This is a genomic window from Rhizobium sp. ERR 1071 (assembly GCF_007828675.1).
GTDB classification, from domain to species: domain Bacteria; phylum Pseudomonadota; class Alphaproteobacteria; order Rhizobiales; family Rhizobiaceae; genus Rhizobium; species Rhizobium dioscoreae.
On sequence record NZ_VITM01000001.1, the window covers coordinates 796,019 to 809,890 of the forward strand.

The 13,872-nt window shown below is 56.6% G+C and carries 18 protein-coding genes and 1 tRNA gene; 12 read left to right on the top strand and 7 right to left on the bottom strand.

Annotated features, from left to right (window positions below; all coding sequences use genetic code 11):
* Nucleotides 1–10: 10 nt before the first annotated feature.
* The 4 genes from FBZ99_RS03940 (at nucleotide 11) to FBZ99_RS03955 (ending at nucleotide 4,413) form a co-directional block, all read left to right on the top strand.
* A complete protein-coding gene (locus FBZ99_RS03940; RefSeq protein WP_113354719.1) occupies nucleotides 11–1,567 on the top strand; it encodes an undecaprenyl-phosphate glucose phosphotransferase in 1,557 nt (518 codons plus the stop codon).
* Nucleotides 1,564–2,826, top strand: coding sequence for an O-antigen ligase family protein (locus FBZ99_RS03945; protein ID WP_145631464.1), 1,263 nt, complete (start codon nucleotides 1,564–1,566; stop codon nucleotides 2,824–2,826). The genes FBZ99_RS03940 and FBZ99_RS03945 overlap by 4 nt, the downstream gene beginning before the upstream one ends.
* Nucleotides 2,823–4,058, top strand: coding sequence for a glycosyltransferase family 4 protein (locus tag FBZ99_RS03950; protein ID WP_145631467.1), 1,236 nt, complete (start codon nucleotides 2,823–2,825; stop codon nucleotides 4,056–4,058). Before FBZ99_RS03945 ends, FBZ99_RS03950 begins: the two co-directional genes overlap by 4 nt.
* 64 nt (nucleotides 4,059–4,122) lie before the next feature.
* Nucleotides 4,123–4,413 (top strand): helix-turn-helix domain-containing protein, encoded by a 291-nt coding sequence (locus tag FBZ99_RS03955; RefSeq protein WP_145631470.1) that lies wholly within the window; start codon nucleotides 4,123–4,125, stop codon nucleotides 4,411–4,413.
* A gap of 68 nt (nucleotides 4,414–4,481) precedes the next feature.
* Here the strand turns inward: FBZ99_RS03955 and FBZ99_RS03960 are convergent, their stop codons facing one another.
* Together FBZ99_RS03960 and FBZ99_RS03965 are read right to left on the bottom strand one after the other, a co-directional pair.
* Complete coding sequence (locus FBZ99_RS03960; protein WP_246661063.1) at nucleotides 4,482–5,504, bottom strand: extracellular catalytic domain type 1 short-chain-length polyhydroxyalkanoate depolymerase; 1,023 nt, start codon at nucleotides 5,502–5,504, stop codon at nucleotides 4,482–4,484.
* Nucleotides 5,505–5,728: 224 nt separating this feature from the next.
* Nucleotides 5,729–5,941: a hypothetical protein gene (locus FBZ99_RS03965; protein WP_113329022.1), complete on the bottom strand. Its 213-nt coding sequence runs from the start codon at nucleotides 5,939–5,941 to the stop codon at nucleotides 5,729–5,731.
* A 236-nt stretch (nucleotides 5,942–6,177) separates the two neighbouring features.
* On the opposite strand from FBZ99_RS03965, the gene FBZ99_RS03970 reads away from it, so the two are divergent.
* Together FBZ99_RS03970 and FBZ99_RS03975 are read left to right on the top strand one after the other, a co-directional pair.
* A complete protein-coding gene (locus FBZ99_RS03970) occupies nucleotides 6,178–6,573 on the top strand; it encodes a hypothetical protein (protein ID WP_113329023.1) in 396 nt (131 codons plus the stop codon).
* 93 nt (nucleotides 6,574–6,666) lie between these two features.
* Complete coding sequence (locus FBZ99_RS03975; RefSeq protein WP_113329024.1) at nucleotides 6,667–7,362, top strand: thermonuclease family protein; 696 nt, start codon at nucleotides 6,667–6,669, stop codon at nucleotides 7,360–7,362.
* Nucleotides 7,363–7,398: 36 nt separating this feature from the next.
* Here the strand turns inward: FBZ99_RS03975 and FBZ99_RS03980 are convergent.
* The 4 genes from FBZ99_RS03980 to FBZ99_RS03995 form a co-directional block, all read right to left on the bottom strand.
* A tRNA-Pro gene (locus FBZ99_RS03980) sits at nucleotides 7,399–7,475 on the bottom strand.
* A 349-nt stretch (nucleotides 7,476–7,824) separates the two neighbouring features.
* On the bottom strand, nucleotides 7,825–8,715 hold the full coding sequence (locus FBZ99_RS03985) for a DUF2971 domain-containing protein (protein WP_186450278.1): 891 nt from the start codon (nucleotides 8,713–8,715) through the stop codon (nucleotides 7,825–7,827).
* A gap of 189 nt (nucleotides 8,716–8,904) precedes the next feature.
* Nucleotides 8,905–10,044 (bottom strand): HNH endonuclease signature motif containing protein, encoded by a 1,140-nt coding sequence (locus FBZ99_RS03990; protein ID WP_145631476.1) that lies wholly within the window; start codon nucleotides 10,042–10,044, stop codon nucleotides 8,905–8,907.
* 257 nt (nucleotides 10,045–10,301) lie between these two features.
* Nucleotides 10,302–11,078: a hypothetical protein gene (locus tag FBZ99_RS03995; protein ID WP_145631479.1), complete on the bottom strand. Its 777-nt coding sequence runs from the start codon at nucleotides 11,076–11,078 to the stop codon at nucleotides 10,302–10,304.
* 291 nt (nucleotides 11,079–11,369) lie between these two features.
* On the opposite strand from FBZ99_RS03995, the gene FBZ99_RS33020 reads away from it, so the two are divergent.
* Nucleotides 11,370–11,534, top strand: coding sequence for a hypothetical protein (locus FBZ99_RS33020; protein WP_186450279.1), 165 nt, complete (start codon nucleotides 11,370–11,372; stop codon nucleotides 11,532–11,534).
* Between the two features lie 27 nt (nucleotides 11,535–11,561).
* On the opposite strand, the gene FBZ99_RS04000 is transcribed toward FBZ99_RS33020, so the two are convergent.
* Entirely contained in the window at nucleotides 11,562–11,741 is a 180-nt protein-coding gene (locus FBZ99_RS04000; protein ID WP_145631482.1) for a hypothetical protein, read from the bottom strand.
* Between the two features lie 106 nt (nucleotides 11,742–11,847).
* Between FBZ99_RS04000 and FBZ99_RS04005 the strand changes: the two genes are divergently transcribed.
* From FBZ99_RS04005 to FBZ99_RS04025, 5 genes are read left to right on the top strand one after another with little or no spacing between them, the layout of a single operon-like run.
* Complete coding sequence (locus FBZ99_RS04005) at nucleotides 11,848–12,087, top strand: hypothetical protein (protein ID WP_145631485.1); 240 nt, start codon at nucleotides 11,848–11,850, stop codon at nucleotides 12,085–12,087.
* Nucleotides 12,088–12,141: 54 nt separating this feature from the next.
* Entirely contained in the window at nucleotides 12,142–12,645 is a 504-nt protein-coding gene (locus FBZ99_RS04010) for a hypothetical protein (RefSeq protein WP_145631488.1), read from the top strand.
* 11 nt (nucleotides 12,646–12,656) lie between these two features.
* Nucleotides 12,657–13,394 (top strand): SOS response-associated peptidase, encoded by a 738-nt coding sequence (locus FBZ99_RS04015; protein WP_145631490.1) that lies wholly within the window; start codon nucleotides 12,657–12,659, stop codon nucleotides 13,392–13,394.
* On the top strand, nucleotides 13,391–13,687 hold the full coding sequence (locus tag FBZ99_RS04020) for a hypothetical protein (protein ID WP_145631494.1): 297 nt from the start codon (nucleotides 13,391–13,393) through the stop codon (nucleotides 13,685–13,687). Before FBZ99_RS04015 ends, FBZ99_RS04020 begins: the two co-directional genes overlap by 4 nt.
* Complete coding sequence (locus FBZ99_RS04025) at nucleotides 13,688–13,867, top strand: hypothetical protein (RefSeq protein WP_145631497.1); 180 nt, start codon at nucleotides 13,688–13,690, stop codon at nucleotides 13,865–13,867.
* Nucleotides 13,868–13,872: the final 5 nt, after the last annotated feature.

A 13,872-nucleotide genomic window follows, 5' to 3' on the forward strand; every position in this document is an offset into this window, starting at 1 on the left:
ATAAGTTGCCATGAACACTACCGAAAAGTCCGAGCAATTCAACTTGGACCATCTTCGCAAACAGGTTTCGGAAATCCGCACTCGCGGTGCCAGCGAGCCTCATAGCGATCGCCCAGACAGCATGAATGCCTATGCGCGGCAAATCGCCGAACAGCTTCGCGAAACCAACCAGTCCCCGGCAATCATCGTCGGACAATACCGGCTGTTCGAATTTCTGTCGCTGCTTGCATTCGGGCTTGCGATCCTCCTCTTCGGGACGTCGGACAATCATCCCTTCCTGTCGAAGGCCGTGGTGACGATCGCCCTCTGCGGCCTTGCCATCGTCTTCCTGCAGATTGCGGATGCCTATCAGATACCGGTCTTGCGCTCGCCGCATCACTTCCTGCACCGGATACTCGGATCCTGGGCAGCCGCCTTCGCGGTCATGGTCATCGCCCTCTTCCCCTTCGACATCAACAATATCTATTCCCTCTCACTTCTCAGCCTTTGGTTTGCGGCGGGTGCAGGCTTCCTCCTCGTCGCCCGCCTGCTTTTCGCCTACGGTATCCGCCACTGGGCCCGTAACGGCGTCATGGAAAGACGCGCCGTCATCGTTGGCGGCGGCGAACCGGCAAAGGAGCTCATCCGCGCGCTCGAGCATCAGCCCGACAACGATATCCGTATCTGCGGCATCTTCGACGATCGCGGCGAAAAGCGCTCGCCAGTCATGGTCGCCGGTTACCCGAAGCTGGGCACGGTATCGGAACTGGTCGAATTCGCCCGACTCGTGCGCATAGACATGCTGATTATCGCGTTGCCGATCAGCGCCGAAGATCGCATTCTGCAATTGCTGAAAATGCTTTGGGTGCTACCCGTCGACATTCGTCTTGCCGCCCATGCCAACAAGCTGCGGTTCCGCCCCCGCGCCTATTCGCATGTCGGCGCCGTACCGATGCTCGACATCTTCAACAAGCCGATCCGTGACTGGGATGGCGTTGCCAAACGCATCTTCGACATCTTCTTCAGCCTGGTCGCACTTGCGTTGCTCTGGCCGATCATGCTCGGCGCCGCAATTGCCGTGAAGGCAACCTCGAGAGGGCCGATCTTCTTCATGCAGAAGCGCCACGGCTTCAACAACGAGATTATCAACGTGTTCAAGTTCCGCTCGATGTACACCCATATGAGCGATCCCTCGGCGCGCAATGCCGTGACCAAGAACGATCCGCGCGTGACCCCCGTCGGCCGCTTCATCCGCAAGACATCGATCGACGAGTTGCCGCAGCTCTTCAACGTGCTGCTCGGCAGCCTCTCGCTTGTGGGACCGCGCCCCCACGCCGTTCTGGCCGCCAGCCATAACCGCACCTATGCCGACGTCGTCGAAGGCTATTTCGCGCGCCATCGCGTCAAGCCCGGCGTCACTGGCTGGGCGCAGATCAACGGCTGGCGCGGCGAGATCGACAGCGACGACAAGATCAAGTTCCGCACGGCTTACGATCTGTACTACATCGAGAACTGGTCGCTGCTCTTCGATCTGAAGATCCTGTTCCTGACGCCGTTCCGTCTGCTCAATACGGAAAACGCCTATTGACCACGCTGGACCTGCCATCGCCCCGCGTCGCGCAGCCGCAGCTTGCCGCCATGCGGCTGGTCGGCACGGCAAGCGTTGCTGTCGGCGTGTTTCTGTCGGGCTTCGTCATCGCCGAGCCGGCACCCTACGAGCTATGGCTCGCTTTTCTGATCGGTACCTGGTTCATTCTCAGGCTCAAAATCTCGCGCAGCGTCGCGCCACTGCTGGCGCTGTTCCTACTGTTCAATATCGGCGGAATGCTGTCGATCACTCAGATGCATGATCTCGCCGCCAGCGATCATCTCGCCGGCCCGATCTATATCGCCGTTTCCACTTTCCTGGCGCTGAGTTCCGTCTTCTATGCCGCCATCACCGAAGACAACGAAAAGCGGCTGAAGCTGATCTTCAATACATGGGTGGTGGCGGCGCTGATCACCGCGAGCCTCGGCATCCTCGGCTACTTCCACGCCGTACCGGGCTTCGACATCTTCACCCGCTATGATCGCGCCATGGGTGCGTTCCAGGATCCGAACGTCTTCGGCCCCTATCTCGTGGCGCCAAGCCTTTACCTCATGCACGGCTTGCTCATCGGTGACCTGAAGAAAGCGCCGATCAAAGGCATATGCCTGTTCGTGCTCGCCTTCGGTATTTTCCTGTCTTTCTCCCGCGCCGCTTGGGCCCTCTTCGCCTTCGCCTCGGTGATGCTGATCTTCTGCATGCTGCTGAAGCACCGCAGCAATACCTTCCGGCTGCGGATCCTGGTGATGTCGCTGGCGGCCATCATCCTCATGGTCGTTCTGCTCGTCGTTGCGCTGCAATTTCCCCAGGTCAGCGACCTGTTTTCGACGCGCTTGCAGCTGGTTCAGAGTTATGACGGCGGACATCTCGGCCGCTTCGAACGCCACAGCATCGGCTTCCAAATGTCCATGGAACGGCCTTTCGGCATCGGGCCGCTGGTCTTCGGTCAGATCTTCCGCGAGGACGAACACAATACCTGGCTAAAGACACTGACCACTTATGGCTGGCTCGGCTTCGTCACCTGGGTCAGCATGATCTGCTGGACCATCTATATCGGCTTCCGCAACCTCCTGAGGGAGCGTCCCTGGCAGCCCTACCTGATGATCGCCTGGATCGTCATTCTCGGCCATGTCGGCATCGGCAACGTCATCGATACCGACCACTGGCGCCATTTCTACATGCTGATCGGCATCGTCTGGGGCTGCGGCGCCCTGGAGCAAAAGTATCAGCGTGACCTGAACAAAAGGAAAGCTGCGCCGTGAACATTCGCACCAACGTCAAACGCCTGTCGTTGCTGCAGGTTCTCGAGCCGAGCGGCGGTGGCTCCGGGCGACATTTTCTCGACTTATGCCGGGCCATGCAGCATCGCGGCCATTCCGTGACCGCTGTCTATTCCCCGGTGCGCGCAGAGCCCGCTTTCGTCACAGAACTGGAAAATATCGGCCTGGACAATGTCATTCCGCTTGGCATGCGGCGCGCGCCCGGCCCCTGGGATCTGACTGCATGGTGGCAACTGCGCAAGATCGCGGCCAGTCATGGGCCGTTTGATCTGATCCATGGCCATAGCTCGAAAGCGGGCGCATTAACGCGCTTGCGTTTGCCGGGGCGCCATGTCCCCGTTCTCTACACGCCGCATGCCTTCCGCACCATGGACCCGACGCTCGGTGCGAAGGGCCGCCTGATCTATGGCGGTATCGAGCGCCTTCTCGGGACGTGGCTGACCGATCGCCTGGTCTGCGTTTCGCAAGATGAATATAATCACGCCCTGTCGCTCGGCATCCCGGAAAAACGCCTGCGGGTCGTGGTCAACGGCGTCAACGCACCTCCCCTCAGCCAGCGAGCAGCCATCCGCAGACGATACGGCATTCCTCAGGAAGCTTTGCTCTTCGGCTTCGTTGGCAGAATGACGCAACAGAAGGCGCCTGAGCGCCTGGTCGCGGCTTTTGCACGGATAGCAGCCCAATTGCCGCAAGCCCATCTGCTGATGATCGGGATCGGTGAGCTGGCCGACACTGCAAGGGAGATGATCAAGGCGGCCGGGCTTGAAGATCGCGCCCGCATTGATGGCAGCGTACCGGGGGTGACGGCCATCGACGCCTTCGATGTTGTCGTCATGCCAAGCCGCTATGAGGCGATGTCCTATGTGATGCTGGAGGCCGCAGCTGCGGGCAAGCCGCTGCTGCTTGCCGATGTCGGTGGCGCGCGCACGGTGCTGGAGCACGGCAAGAACGGCTACATCGTGCCGAACAGCGATAATCCGGAAGCGTTGGCGGCCGCGATGGCACGTCTTGGCGATCCGACGTTGCTGGCGAATTTTACTGCCGAAGCCCGTCGCCGTAAGGATGGATATACGCTCGCCGGCATGGCGGATGCGACCGAGAAGATCTATCACGACCTGCTCGGCTACCCCAACCCTGCCCCGCTGGAATTGGTAGCAAATTCCAGTTTGGATAATAAGCGCGAGGACCGGGAGAAAAGCGCGGCTGCCCTTTAAACTCGCAGAGGATTTTCGTCGGAAATCGGTTCCGCTTTTCAAGCCGATGCGATAGACTTAACTCATGATTACTTCAGCACAATTGCGCGGCGCGCGCGCCATGCTCGAACTGACAGTGGAGACGCTTGCCAGCGAGAGCAAACTCCCGGTTTCGGCGATCGAAGCGCTGGAAACAGGGACAAGCCCGGCGGATATGAGGGCGCTTGCGACAGTTCGCTCCGTCCTCGAGAGCCACGGAGTGCTTTTCCTCGCCGGCGGCAGTGACGGCATGGGTGGCCCTGGCATTCGCTTCAAGCATTGGTCCGAAAATGATGGCGTCCGGCCTGAGAACCTGAATGCCACCAATGACGATTGACGGCTGACGCAGTGCCTGAAATCTCCCAGCGCCGCTTCGCCTTCAGGCCTTAGGTCTTGCGATCTGCCTCAGGCCGCGAGCTTCCAGCCTTTGACAAGCTCTTCGGGCGCAGAGAGGGCTGCAGGCAGGATGTAGCGCTCGGTGTTGTTTGCCGGCTCCCAGCCTTCAACAATGGAGCCAACCGGCAGGCCATGCCCGAAATCGGTCAGCGTCACGAGCTCCAGGATCATATGGCCGTAGTCGTCGCGCCATTCGCGCCGCTCGCCACCTTCGAAGAGACGCAACCGACCCTTGGTGCGCGGACGCTCGCGAGCAGTCAGCCATTGCGCCACGGATGCCTCGGCATTGGCGAAAGACACCACATTATCGGCATCGCCATGCCAGATGGAGACGACGGGATAGCGAGCAGCTTCGGGGGAAACTTCGCGAACGAGCTCGCCCCATTTTTCCGCCGGGCGGCTTGAGCCGCGCTTCATGACGTCAAGCGCCGATATGGCATCGCGGGCAGCGCCGAAAGGCAGGCCGCCGATGATGGCGCCTGCGGCAAAGAGTTCCGGATAGGTCGCGAGCAATGCAGCTGCGATAGCGCCACCGGCCGAGAGGCCCATGACGAAAATCCTGCTATCGTCGATCGCATGCAGGCGGCGGCTGAAATCAATCATTTCTCTGATGGATCCGAGCTCACCGCGATCGCGCGTGACCATGCTCGGGCGAAACCAGTTGAAACAGAGATTTGGGTTGTTCGATGCCTTCTGCTCCGCATAAAGCACGGCAAATCCGTGCTGGCGCGCAAGTGCGGTCCACCCGCTCGCGCGGTCGAAATCCTCGGCATTCTGATGACAGCCGTGCAGGACAACGACAAGCGGCATCGGTCCCTTTACCCCCGGGGGCACATATTCGAGCATGCGCAAATCGCCGGGATTGCGGCCAAACCACAAAACTTCCGTCAGCCGCTGCGGCGACGGGCGCGTGGAAACGCGACGGCGCGACGGCTGCGATTGCGGCTGCATCATCGGAAATTTGAGCTGCGGCAGCTCGACGGAATCGACGAGCAAGCGGCGAAGCCGGCTCGGAACTTTAAAATTCATCATGGACCTTTCTATCCACGTCAGCCACGGCCGGTTTTTTCCTCCGCTGCGGGCTGACGCGCACTGTTCCTTTCCAGAATCAGTGACATCGAAAAATCGAATCTCTTTGTGCAACGCAGCAAATATAGGGAGGCCGACCCGCTTCGAACAGGCACAAAGCATCATTGCTGCTATGTGAAATCAGCTTAAATCGATTAGATTTTCGGCCACAAAAAAACGCAGCTGCGTCAGAAATAAGCCCGTGCAAGCGCGAGAAGCTTCGCGTCGTCCTTTACGCCCTGGCGATAAAGCTGAATAATCAATGCGCCGAGGCGCTCTGCTTCGAGGCTTTGCGGGCTCATGCCACGATCCTTGCAGACCGTATCAAGCACCTTCTCGAGTCGGTCCAGATCGTCTGAAAACAGCGGCAGATCTCGTGGATGGATAGGTGTGTCCAGCATTTGCGCGTCTCATTGTCCGTGGGGCAGAAGCACGCAGTACTTCGCCGGCACCCGTTTTATTCCCGACGATAGGATTAGACTATGCGCCTTGCGCGTGGGGTTGGCAAGGAAGCATTTCGGCCGACGCATTTCTGATTCGCAGATTTTACGGAAATTCGATCGAAGGTACAATTTTAAGTTAGTGCATCACCAAGCCTTTATCCGCATCTGCAATAAGCGGAAAAAACGGAGGCATAATGATGACCAGATTTCTGATCCGGGCTGCTCTCAGCTTGACGCTTGCAGCGGCGGCCCTGCCCGCCCTCGCGCAGAATTTTTCGAATCTTCCGCTGCGCAACCCTCGCCAGCCACCCGAAGGATATATTTCCGTGCAATCGGGAATATCGATCTCCTATCCCATGACAGATGGTGACAGCGAGGAGCAGCAGGAGAAGGCGTTGAAATCCTTCTATAAGTTTGCCGCAAGCAGCTGCGCCAGCCTGCTCGACACGATTGCCGATGCCTGCGAGATCAGTGCTCTGTCGAGCAATACTTCGGTCAACAATCCAGACAATCGCGGCACGAGACTTTCCATCAACGGACAGGTGACGATGGCGGTGAAACTGAAGCCGCCGACGGCGGCCACGAAATAGCCCTGCCCCATCGCAGTTCATGATCGCCGCCAAAGCCAACGGATCGGTAAGAAATGGCGGCGATAATCCCCCTCGCAATTGAGGGATGATACCATGGCGAAAGCGAAACGACGCACGCGGCGCAGGCCGCAATCCAAGGCGGGCAATTCGATGTGGCTATGGGGTGTTGTCGGCCTGGCAACGATAGCCGGCATCTACGCCTATCAGCATCGCAAGGACATGCCGTCGATGCTGGCGCATGCCGGCGCAGTCGCAGGCATGCCGCATATGGCTCGGGAAGCACCGGTGCCAGCGGCAAAACCGCAAATAAAGACGGCAGCAGTGACTTCGGAGCCACGCGCAACATCCGCCCTGCCGGTACCGCCCGCCGCCATTCCCGTGGCGATGCCGGTCAACAAGATACCGGTCGAACGGCCGATACCCAGCTTGCGTGCGCAGTCCGGCGGTCGTTTCGTGCTATGCGGCGCCGGCTCTGGAACGAACTGCGTCGTTGACGGCAATACCTTCTGGCAGGATGGCATCCGGATTCAGTTGGCCGATATCGATGTGCCGGACGCTGGTGCCGCGCGCTGCCCGAGCGAAAGACAGAGAGGCGTAGCCGCGAAACTGCGCCTGCAGGCCATTCTCAACGATGGAAGCTTCGTGCTTTCCGGCAGCAGCCGTCGCGACGACCCGAATGGCGGCAAACTGCGCATTGCCATGCGCGCGGGGCGCTCGCTCGGCGATCAGATGGTGTCAGAAGGTCTCGCACGCCGCTGGACCGGCCAGGCGTCGTCCTGGTGTAGCTGATTTTCAGAAATTCGATTGGGAGTTCAAGGAGATAAATGGTCGGGGCGACTGGACTCGAACCAGCGACCCCTTGACCCCCAGTCAAGTGCGCTACCGGGCTGCGCTACGCCCCGACCTGCCGAAACGGCTTGATCCTGTTAGACTTTCGGCTTTTCCGGCGCAAGCGAAAAATCGGGCTATCAGAATAAAAATGGAACAAATGGCGTGCGGATGCACATTCTGGCGCTCAGAGTCCCACGAAATCCCCACGCGCGTTCGCCTGATGTTCCTGCGGAAATTTGAAGACTCTGGCATGGTGTTGCACGCCGCGCTGGCTTCCGCAAAGCTCATTGGTAGTGCTGGACCAGTAAATCGATCTCCGCCCTCCACACATTTCGCTTGGACGCGCGAAATGCTACGGTAAGCGGTAGGCCCTTGCATGCCTCGCCTGAGGATCATGGGTTCGAATCGTCGGGCGAGTTGTCAAAGAGACCTATAAGGCACCTTCGATTTGGCGACCTCTTTGGCGGCAACCCCCGTAGTCAAGCACAATCGTAACAGTGCGTTTTGCATCAAGGCAAGCTGTGATCCAGGCCCCAGCACAATTCGATCGAATCGAAGGGAGGGTTCTAACTCCCCGTCTTCAGTTAGAGGCAACTCGTAATATGGCACAATCATCCGGTTGGTAGCTCTGTACCTGATCGATTGATTATCGAGCGGAGTGAGAGGAGAAACGAACCTCCATTCGTTTTCTTCTGAGAAAGCGCTGTCTTTAAAGCATGCCGCCATCTGGTAAAATCGCAGGATAAAACCCTGGGCAGTAAAAAGGACCTGTCGAGGATCGCGGCTTCCACTTGAGCGATGCTGCTCTATAAGAGTATCGAGGAACTCATTTGCGATGGCGTGCTTCCTGTCATCGTCATAGATGCATTTTGACAGGCGGAATTTGCTTAATTCTTCGACTCGCCTCAATCCCTCCACGGTAAAACCCAATGATGCTCCGCCTTCGGGGGAATATCCACGCCATTGGCTAAGGAGGTCACCATGCTCAGTAAAGGAGACCACATACGCCGGAAACCAATGTTCCTTCGCGAGGACTTTCTGAAGCTCTTCAAGCAACTGGCGATCGTTATCTTGCGCGCCCTTTACTCGCTGAGCCACGAGGTTAGCCGCGATCTTTATGCCGTGTCGAAACTCCTCGGAGTCGTTCAGAAAACTGATATCTGTGGCCCATAAAACGCGACTTCGTATAATTCCCAGTAATCCGCCGACAGACGTATAATGATACAGGCGGGGAGTTTGTCGACTCTCATCCAGCGGATCGGCTCCTGGTCCGAGACTGAGGTGTGCCAAGGTTTCTGTCATTGAATTCATGGCGAGCATTCCATATGAGGCGTCATCGGACACGATATGTAAGCAGTCAGGAAGATTTTGAATTGAAATTCTTTTGCACCTCTCAGCCTATCCTTTCAACGGCATCGGATCCAGATATGTTGAGAGAGGCGGTATGCACCGAAGTTTGTAAAGAGTTCAACTTAATCGAGATCGAGCACGCTCAGGAAATCAGTATTCGAACTCGCGATCGCTGCCGTATCGATGTTCCCATCCGATAGCCGGGATACGATTTGCGTATGTGCTCGGTTGCGCAATCAAGAAAGCGCTGGCCTTAATCACAGTTTGACCAGGTTCGGATTCAGCATCAACAGTACGCACGCGGGAATATATCAGGTAGCGATTTTTCGAACCTTGGCGAGCAATCGCAGACATTGAGAAAAAGTTCATTGGATCAAGCTGCCACTCAACCCTGATTTTTCGTCGCTTGTAATGCATGCGGACCATAGGGGTCGAGTTCGTTATTGGAGTTTTCGGCTCATTTGAATAAACACCTCCTATAAAAAAAGTGCATCTTCCTTCGAGTTCCGAGACGGCCTTCTTTCCGCGATCAATAGCTTCCGACAGATCAACAAAATCTAGGCGCTCGGCAATTCTTGCCAGCAACTCTCGATAATGGAGCGCCTCCCCGGAATTGATATAATCAAACAAGTACCTTCCATTCGAGAGATTTTCTTGCACAAACTTTTGGTTGAAACGGCCGTCCGCATCGAGAATACCTTTAACTTTCAGCATTCTGCTTGCTTTGGTATCGGGAATTCGACCTAGAATGTTTTGTGCGAGTTCCTCGAGCCGTCGGGGATTAAAGTAGTCGATCGCGTCGCCGTCAACTTCGACTGACCTCGCCGCTTTTGCAGCGTTGGCTTTCTCAACCAGTTGCTCCCATTTTTCCTTTTCTTTCATAAGTTGCTCTGGCGATATCCCCAGCGCTAGACCGCTGTTGTGCGCAAGGTCGTGGTCAGCGGGACAAAGAACAACTAGATTGCTGTAATCATTATTCTGAGAGCGGGCATAAGGCTCAATATGGTGAACGATAAAAGACTTGCTCTTTGTGCCCTTGCAGATATTGCAAGTATAATTGCTGCGCGCCAGCAATGTATCTAGTGTATCGGAGGCGATCGGATCTCTTTGCACTGCACTCTTTAAAATTTTCGCTTTCTCGTTACTTATGGAGAACTTCGCAACAAGGTCCGCTATTGCCAATGTCCTTACCTTAGACACTGTCAGCCCGGCCTTGGCGGCTTGCTCCGCTAAATCAGCCGATAGGCCGTATTGCAGAAACTTTTTCTCGTTTGAAGTTGCACGATCCATCTTGAGCCTTGTTTATTGACGAAGTGATTCACTGGCGCCCGACAGCCACTACATCGCTGTCGGGCGACGTTTTACAACTCGAAATTCATTAGATTGATAATTACAACCAGGATCAGGATGTTTCAATTTAACGATTTCAATCCTTTGGAAAAACCTTGGCCGCAAGGTTCGGCCGCGCAATCGTTATGTTTTCTATAAATGTGTCCAAGAGGCACACAAGCGCGCTCCCAGGCTCCGCTACACCTCCGGCCTATAAATTACGGCTTGGCTGCGATCACTATTCGAATTGTACCGGCTGGAGGGGCCTCTGATCCGCCCACGTGACCACTAACTTGTCCCAAACCATCACTGATCGCGCCACTCAAAACGGTCCAAGGGGTTTTGACCCAGTTCTTGCCAAGCATTCTGTCGGAAGCTGCGTCTAGCTCCACTGAAGTCGCGTCATGAACAACTATCGTCACGCCAGTTGGCTGTCCACCAACCGCCATTGCGGCAGACGGAAGTGAACTCGCAAGTGGTAGATCTTTGGGAATTGGCGCATGCTTTAGAATCTGCCAGCCCACAGCTTCCAATGATTGCCGAATTTCCTGAGATAGTTCAAATGCTTCCTGATCGTCAGTTATGTATAATACTTCGACCGGTGCGGATGGTTGCCCGTTCAACGCCTCGCTAAATTTGACGCGATCCAAATGACGCGGCCCGACCTGCTTTCTCAGTTGTTCCAGCTTGAGCTCTGCTTCGGCAGCTCGCTCATTACTCTGCGCCGCAGACTCCCGGGCGCGTGCTGTTTCTGCTTCGTTCGCCGCTATTCTCTCGGCGGCGAACTGTTCCTTCACATTCGATGAAATATTGATGCCGAACGTTGAGATAACCCCAACCACCAGACTGGCAAGTAGCATCCAGCTCGACCAGGTTGAAATCAGTTGTGCCATAGAAAGTGACATGCCCATCGCCCCACTATATTTTGTTGCTGGCAACACCCTGTGTTGCCATCTTCCATCTAAACCGATGCGCAACCGTATCGTCATTTCCATCTATGCATGCGGGCAACCGCTTGGCAATTCAACCGTGAAAATCTCTGCGGCATTAGCTTGGGAAGCTCGACCTAAAACCTATAGTTCAAGCTCTTAGCTGTAAAACTCGGCCGTTCGCGCGGGAAAAAGCCGTTTAGCATCAATAGGGGTGTAAAACGGCGCAGCCTACCATAGCCGGGTGAACGCCATTGATTTTCTGCTGATCGGGTGCATCCTGTATCGATGCCCTATATCCCGCCACCAACCTTACCGCCAGGAGATCCGGATAGGCACCTGAAATGCCAAGAGGCAATGGACGTTGCTTTGCAGGAGGTAGCACTGGCGGCCATCAAGGCGGGATGGGATCAGCAGGAAGTGGCGACGGCGCTCGTCGAGCTTGCTGACGCGCAAGTCCTGGCGATGATCGAGAACATCGCCGTTGACGATGATATAGAGCGCCTGTTTGGACGGCGTTAGTGCATCGCCTCCGGTTACGCCAGACTGCTAGTTCGGCATTTCCTTGTGCCTGTCGAGATCGTTAAGCAACGGGATAAGACCTTCAGCAACATCAGGAGAAAGCCTCTCGAATATCAAGCCGGCCCGTTCGATCACCTCGTAGGTGCGCGCGTCCACGATGGCGAAAGTGCCATCGTCATCTTCGACCAGGGCATAGCGTTCTCTCATACCTCACGATACCACGCTTTCGCGCGGCGAATCCAGAAGCACCCTCTCGGGCGCTTGACTCTTCTCGAAAATGAGAACATTTATAGAACAAATTGAGGAAGACGCCATGAGCACTGCCGAGAAATTCATTGTCCTGCCGTATCGAAAGAACCGTGGCAACCTTGTGCCCGGCGAGATGCGCCAGGCGACCAGCGTTCCATCTGCGGAGAAGATCGCGGCCTCGATGGCTTCCCGATTTGTTGGCGTCGCGGCTTATGCCGTCATGGTCGACGAAGAGACCGGCGATATGTCGTCACCGCGTCTGCTCGCGAAGCATGGCGAAATCGCCGACCTGAACGCCGCCTGAGATAGACAGAAAACATGAAGAGAAGGCTCGCCGCGCTGCGGCGGGAGCGGAGACGTGCGCAACGCTGAACCTGCCACTTCCCCAGCCAACATGCTCGCAGATCATAAGGGGGAGACGGTCGATTTCATCTGCGAGGATTGCGAGATCCTGAAACGCCTGAAGCCGGCCGCTCTCTTGGAAGAACATGGCAATCAGACGATGCCATCGCTTCCTGAACTGGTCGCGAAGTCGCTGGGGTGCAAGCGCACCGAGAACGCCTTCTATGACCGATGCAAGATGCATTTTCACTTCTCGCCTGACGAGTGGGCGAAGCGCATGGGGTACATCGATCCCCGAGAGCAGAAGCGTGGAGAACTTCGCTTTTCCGATCTGAGCCGGTGGCATAGGCTCTACGTGCATTGCAGCTGCGGACGGAAAAATGAGCTCGATCGGGAGCGACTTGAGAGATCGTTGGGAAAGGATGCCTTGATTTCTGCCGCCGCGGGCAAGCTTGTCTGCAAAAAATGCGGCGTCAAAGGTTCGGCAAAGATCATCGTCCGCTCGCCGCCACGGGATTAGGGGGAAAGGCCATGTGCAATCTTTATAATGTCACGACCAACCAGGAGGCCATTCGGCAGCTCACAAGGGCGATGATCGACAACATCGGCAACCTTGAGCCGGAGCTGGATCTCTATCCGGATCAGATGGGGCCGATCGTGCGGAACACGCCGGCCGGCCGAGAGCTGGCGAAGGTTCGCTGGGGCTTGCCGTCGTCTCAAAAGGCGCAGCTGGACGCCGCCACGAAGCGAGCCGATAAGCTGCGCGCCAAAGGCAAGCAAGTGAACTTCGATGAGCTTCTGAGGATGGAGCCTGATGGCGGAACGACGAACGTCCGCAACACATCGAGCAGACATTGGGCGCGATGGCTGGGCATCGAAAACCGCTGCGTTGTGCCGTTCACGCGGTTCGCTGAGCCAGATCCGGCAAGCAAGATCGAGGGAGGAAGAACGCCGAACGCCTGGTTTGCAGGCAGCGCGGAGGAGCCGCTGATGTTCTTCGCCGGCCTATGGGTGCCGCAATGGCGATCCGTGAGGAAGGTAAAGGAGGGAGAGATCACGGTCGACCTCTATGGCTTCCTGACGACGGAGCCGAATGGCATCGTTGGGCCTATCCATCAGAAGGCGATGCCCGTCATCCTTCGCAATCAGGATGAAGTCGAGACCTGGCTTACCGCGCCATGGGAGGAAGCGAAGTCGCTTCAGCGCCCCTTGCCAGATGACGAGCTGGTGCTGTTACCAGCCGTGAAAACCGGAGGAAGTGAAAAATGACCGACGAAAGAATTGAGAAGCTGGAAAGACGAATTGCCGAACTCGATGGTCGCTGCGTGATGCACGAGCTGCTGATAGCTCACTTGCTAGGTAGCATTGGCTCAAGCACTGGCGACATAAAGGGCTTCGTTGGAAACGTAATCGGCAATGTGGTGCGCGACATCCAAGCGGCCTCAGAGGCCTCCGGCCCTTCACAAGCGACGCGCTTCGCATTCGCCATGAAGACCCTGGAAAACTTCGCGGGAAATATGGAGGGATCGCTTAGCCGGTCAACTCGGGACGATCTAAACTAGATGGCCGAAGAACTCGAACGCCCAATGGATACGGTCCACGTCAATCACTATTGCGAGCATCCCGGCTCCAAACAGTGGGGCGGCTTCGGCTATGATATCGGCAAGGGCGAGACGAAGTGGTTTTGCTTCGAGCATCGCTGGCTGGACTATCGCCGGCCGCGATATGGTGATCGCACCTGAGACTA

Excerpts from the sequence above, each read along its gene's own strand:
- FBZ99_RS03940 (WP_113354719.1), top strand. The coding sequence starts at position 11 with ATGAACACTACCGAAAAGTCCGAGCAATTCAACTTGGACCATCTTCGC.
- FBZ99_RS03955 (WP_145631470.1), top strand. The coding sequence starts at position 4,123 with ATGATTACTTCAGCACAATTGCGCGGCGCGCGCGCCATGCTCGAACTG.
- FBZ99_RS03960 (WP_246661063.1), bottom strand. The coding sequence starts at position 5,504 with ATGATGAATTTTAAAGTTCCGAGCCGGCTTCGCCGCTTGCTCGTCGAT.
- FBZ99_RS03965 (WP_113329022.1), bottom strand. The coding sequence starts at position 5,941 with ATGCTGGACACACCTATCCATCCACGAGATCTGCCGCTGTTTTCAGAC.
- FBZ99_RS03970 (WP_113329023.1), top strand. The coding sequence starts at position 6,178 with ATGATGACCAGATTTCTGATCCGGGCTGCTCTCAGCTTGACGCTTGCA.
- FBZ99_RS03975 (WP_113329024.1), top strand. The coding sequence starts at position 6,667 with ATGGCGAAAGCGAAACGACGCACGCGGCGCAGGCCGCAATCCAAGGCG.
- FBZ99_RS03985 (WP_186450278.1), bottom strand. The coding sequence starts at position 8,715 with ATGAATTCAATGACAGAAACCTTGGCACACCTCAGTCTCGGACCAGGA.
- FBZ99_RS03990 (WP_145631476.1), bottom strand. The coding sequence starts at position 10,044 with ATGGATCGTGCAACTTCAAACGAGAAAAAGTTTCTGCAATACGGCCTA.
- FBZ99_RS03995 (WP_145631479.1), bottom strand. The coding sequence starts at position 11,078 with ATGGAAATGACGATACGGTTGCGCATCGGTTTAGATGGAAGATGGCAA.
- FBZ99_RS33020 (WP_186450279.1), top strand. The coding sequence starts at position 11,370 with ATGGACGTTGCTTTGCAGGAGGTAGCACTGGCGGCCATCAAGGCGGGA.
- FBZ99_RS04000 (WP_145631482.1), bottom strand. The coding sequence starts at position 11,741 with ATGAGAGAACGCTATGCCCTGGTCGAAGATGACGATGGCACTTTCGCC.
- FBZ99_RS04005 (WP_145631485.1), top strand. The coding sequence starts at position 11,848 with ATGAGCACTGCCGAGAAATTCATTGTCCTGCCGTATCGAAAGAACCGT.
- FBZ99_RS04015 (WP_145631490.1), top strand. The coding sequence starts at position 12,657 with ATGTGCAATCTTTATAATGTCACGACCAACCAGGAGGCCATTCGGCAG.
- FBZ99_RS04020 (WP_145631494.1), top strand. The coding sequence starts at position 13,391 with ATGACCGACGAAAGAATTGAGAAGCTGGAAAGACGAATTGCCGAACTC.
- FBZ99_RS04025 (WP_145631497.1), top strand. The coding sequence starts at position 13,688 with ATGGCCGAAGAACTCGAACGCCCAATGGATACGGTCCACGTCAATCAC.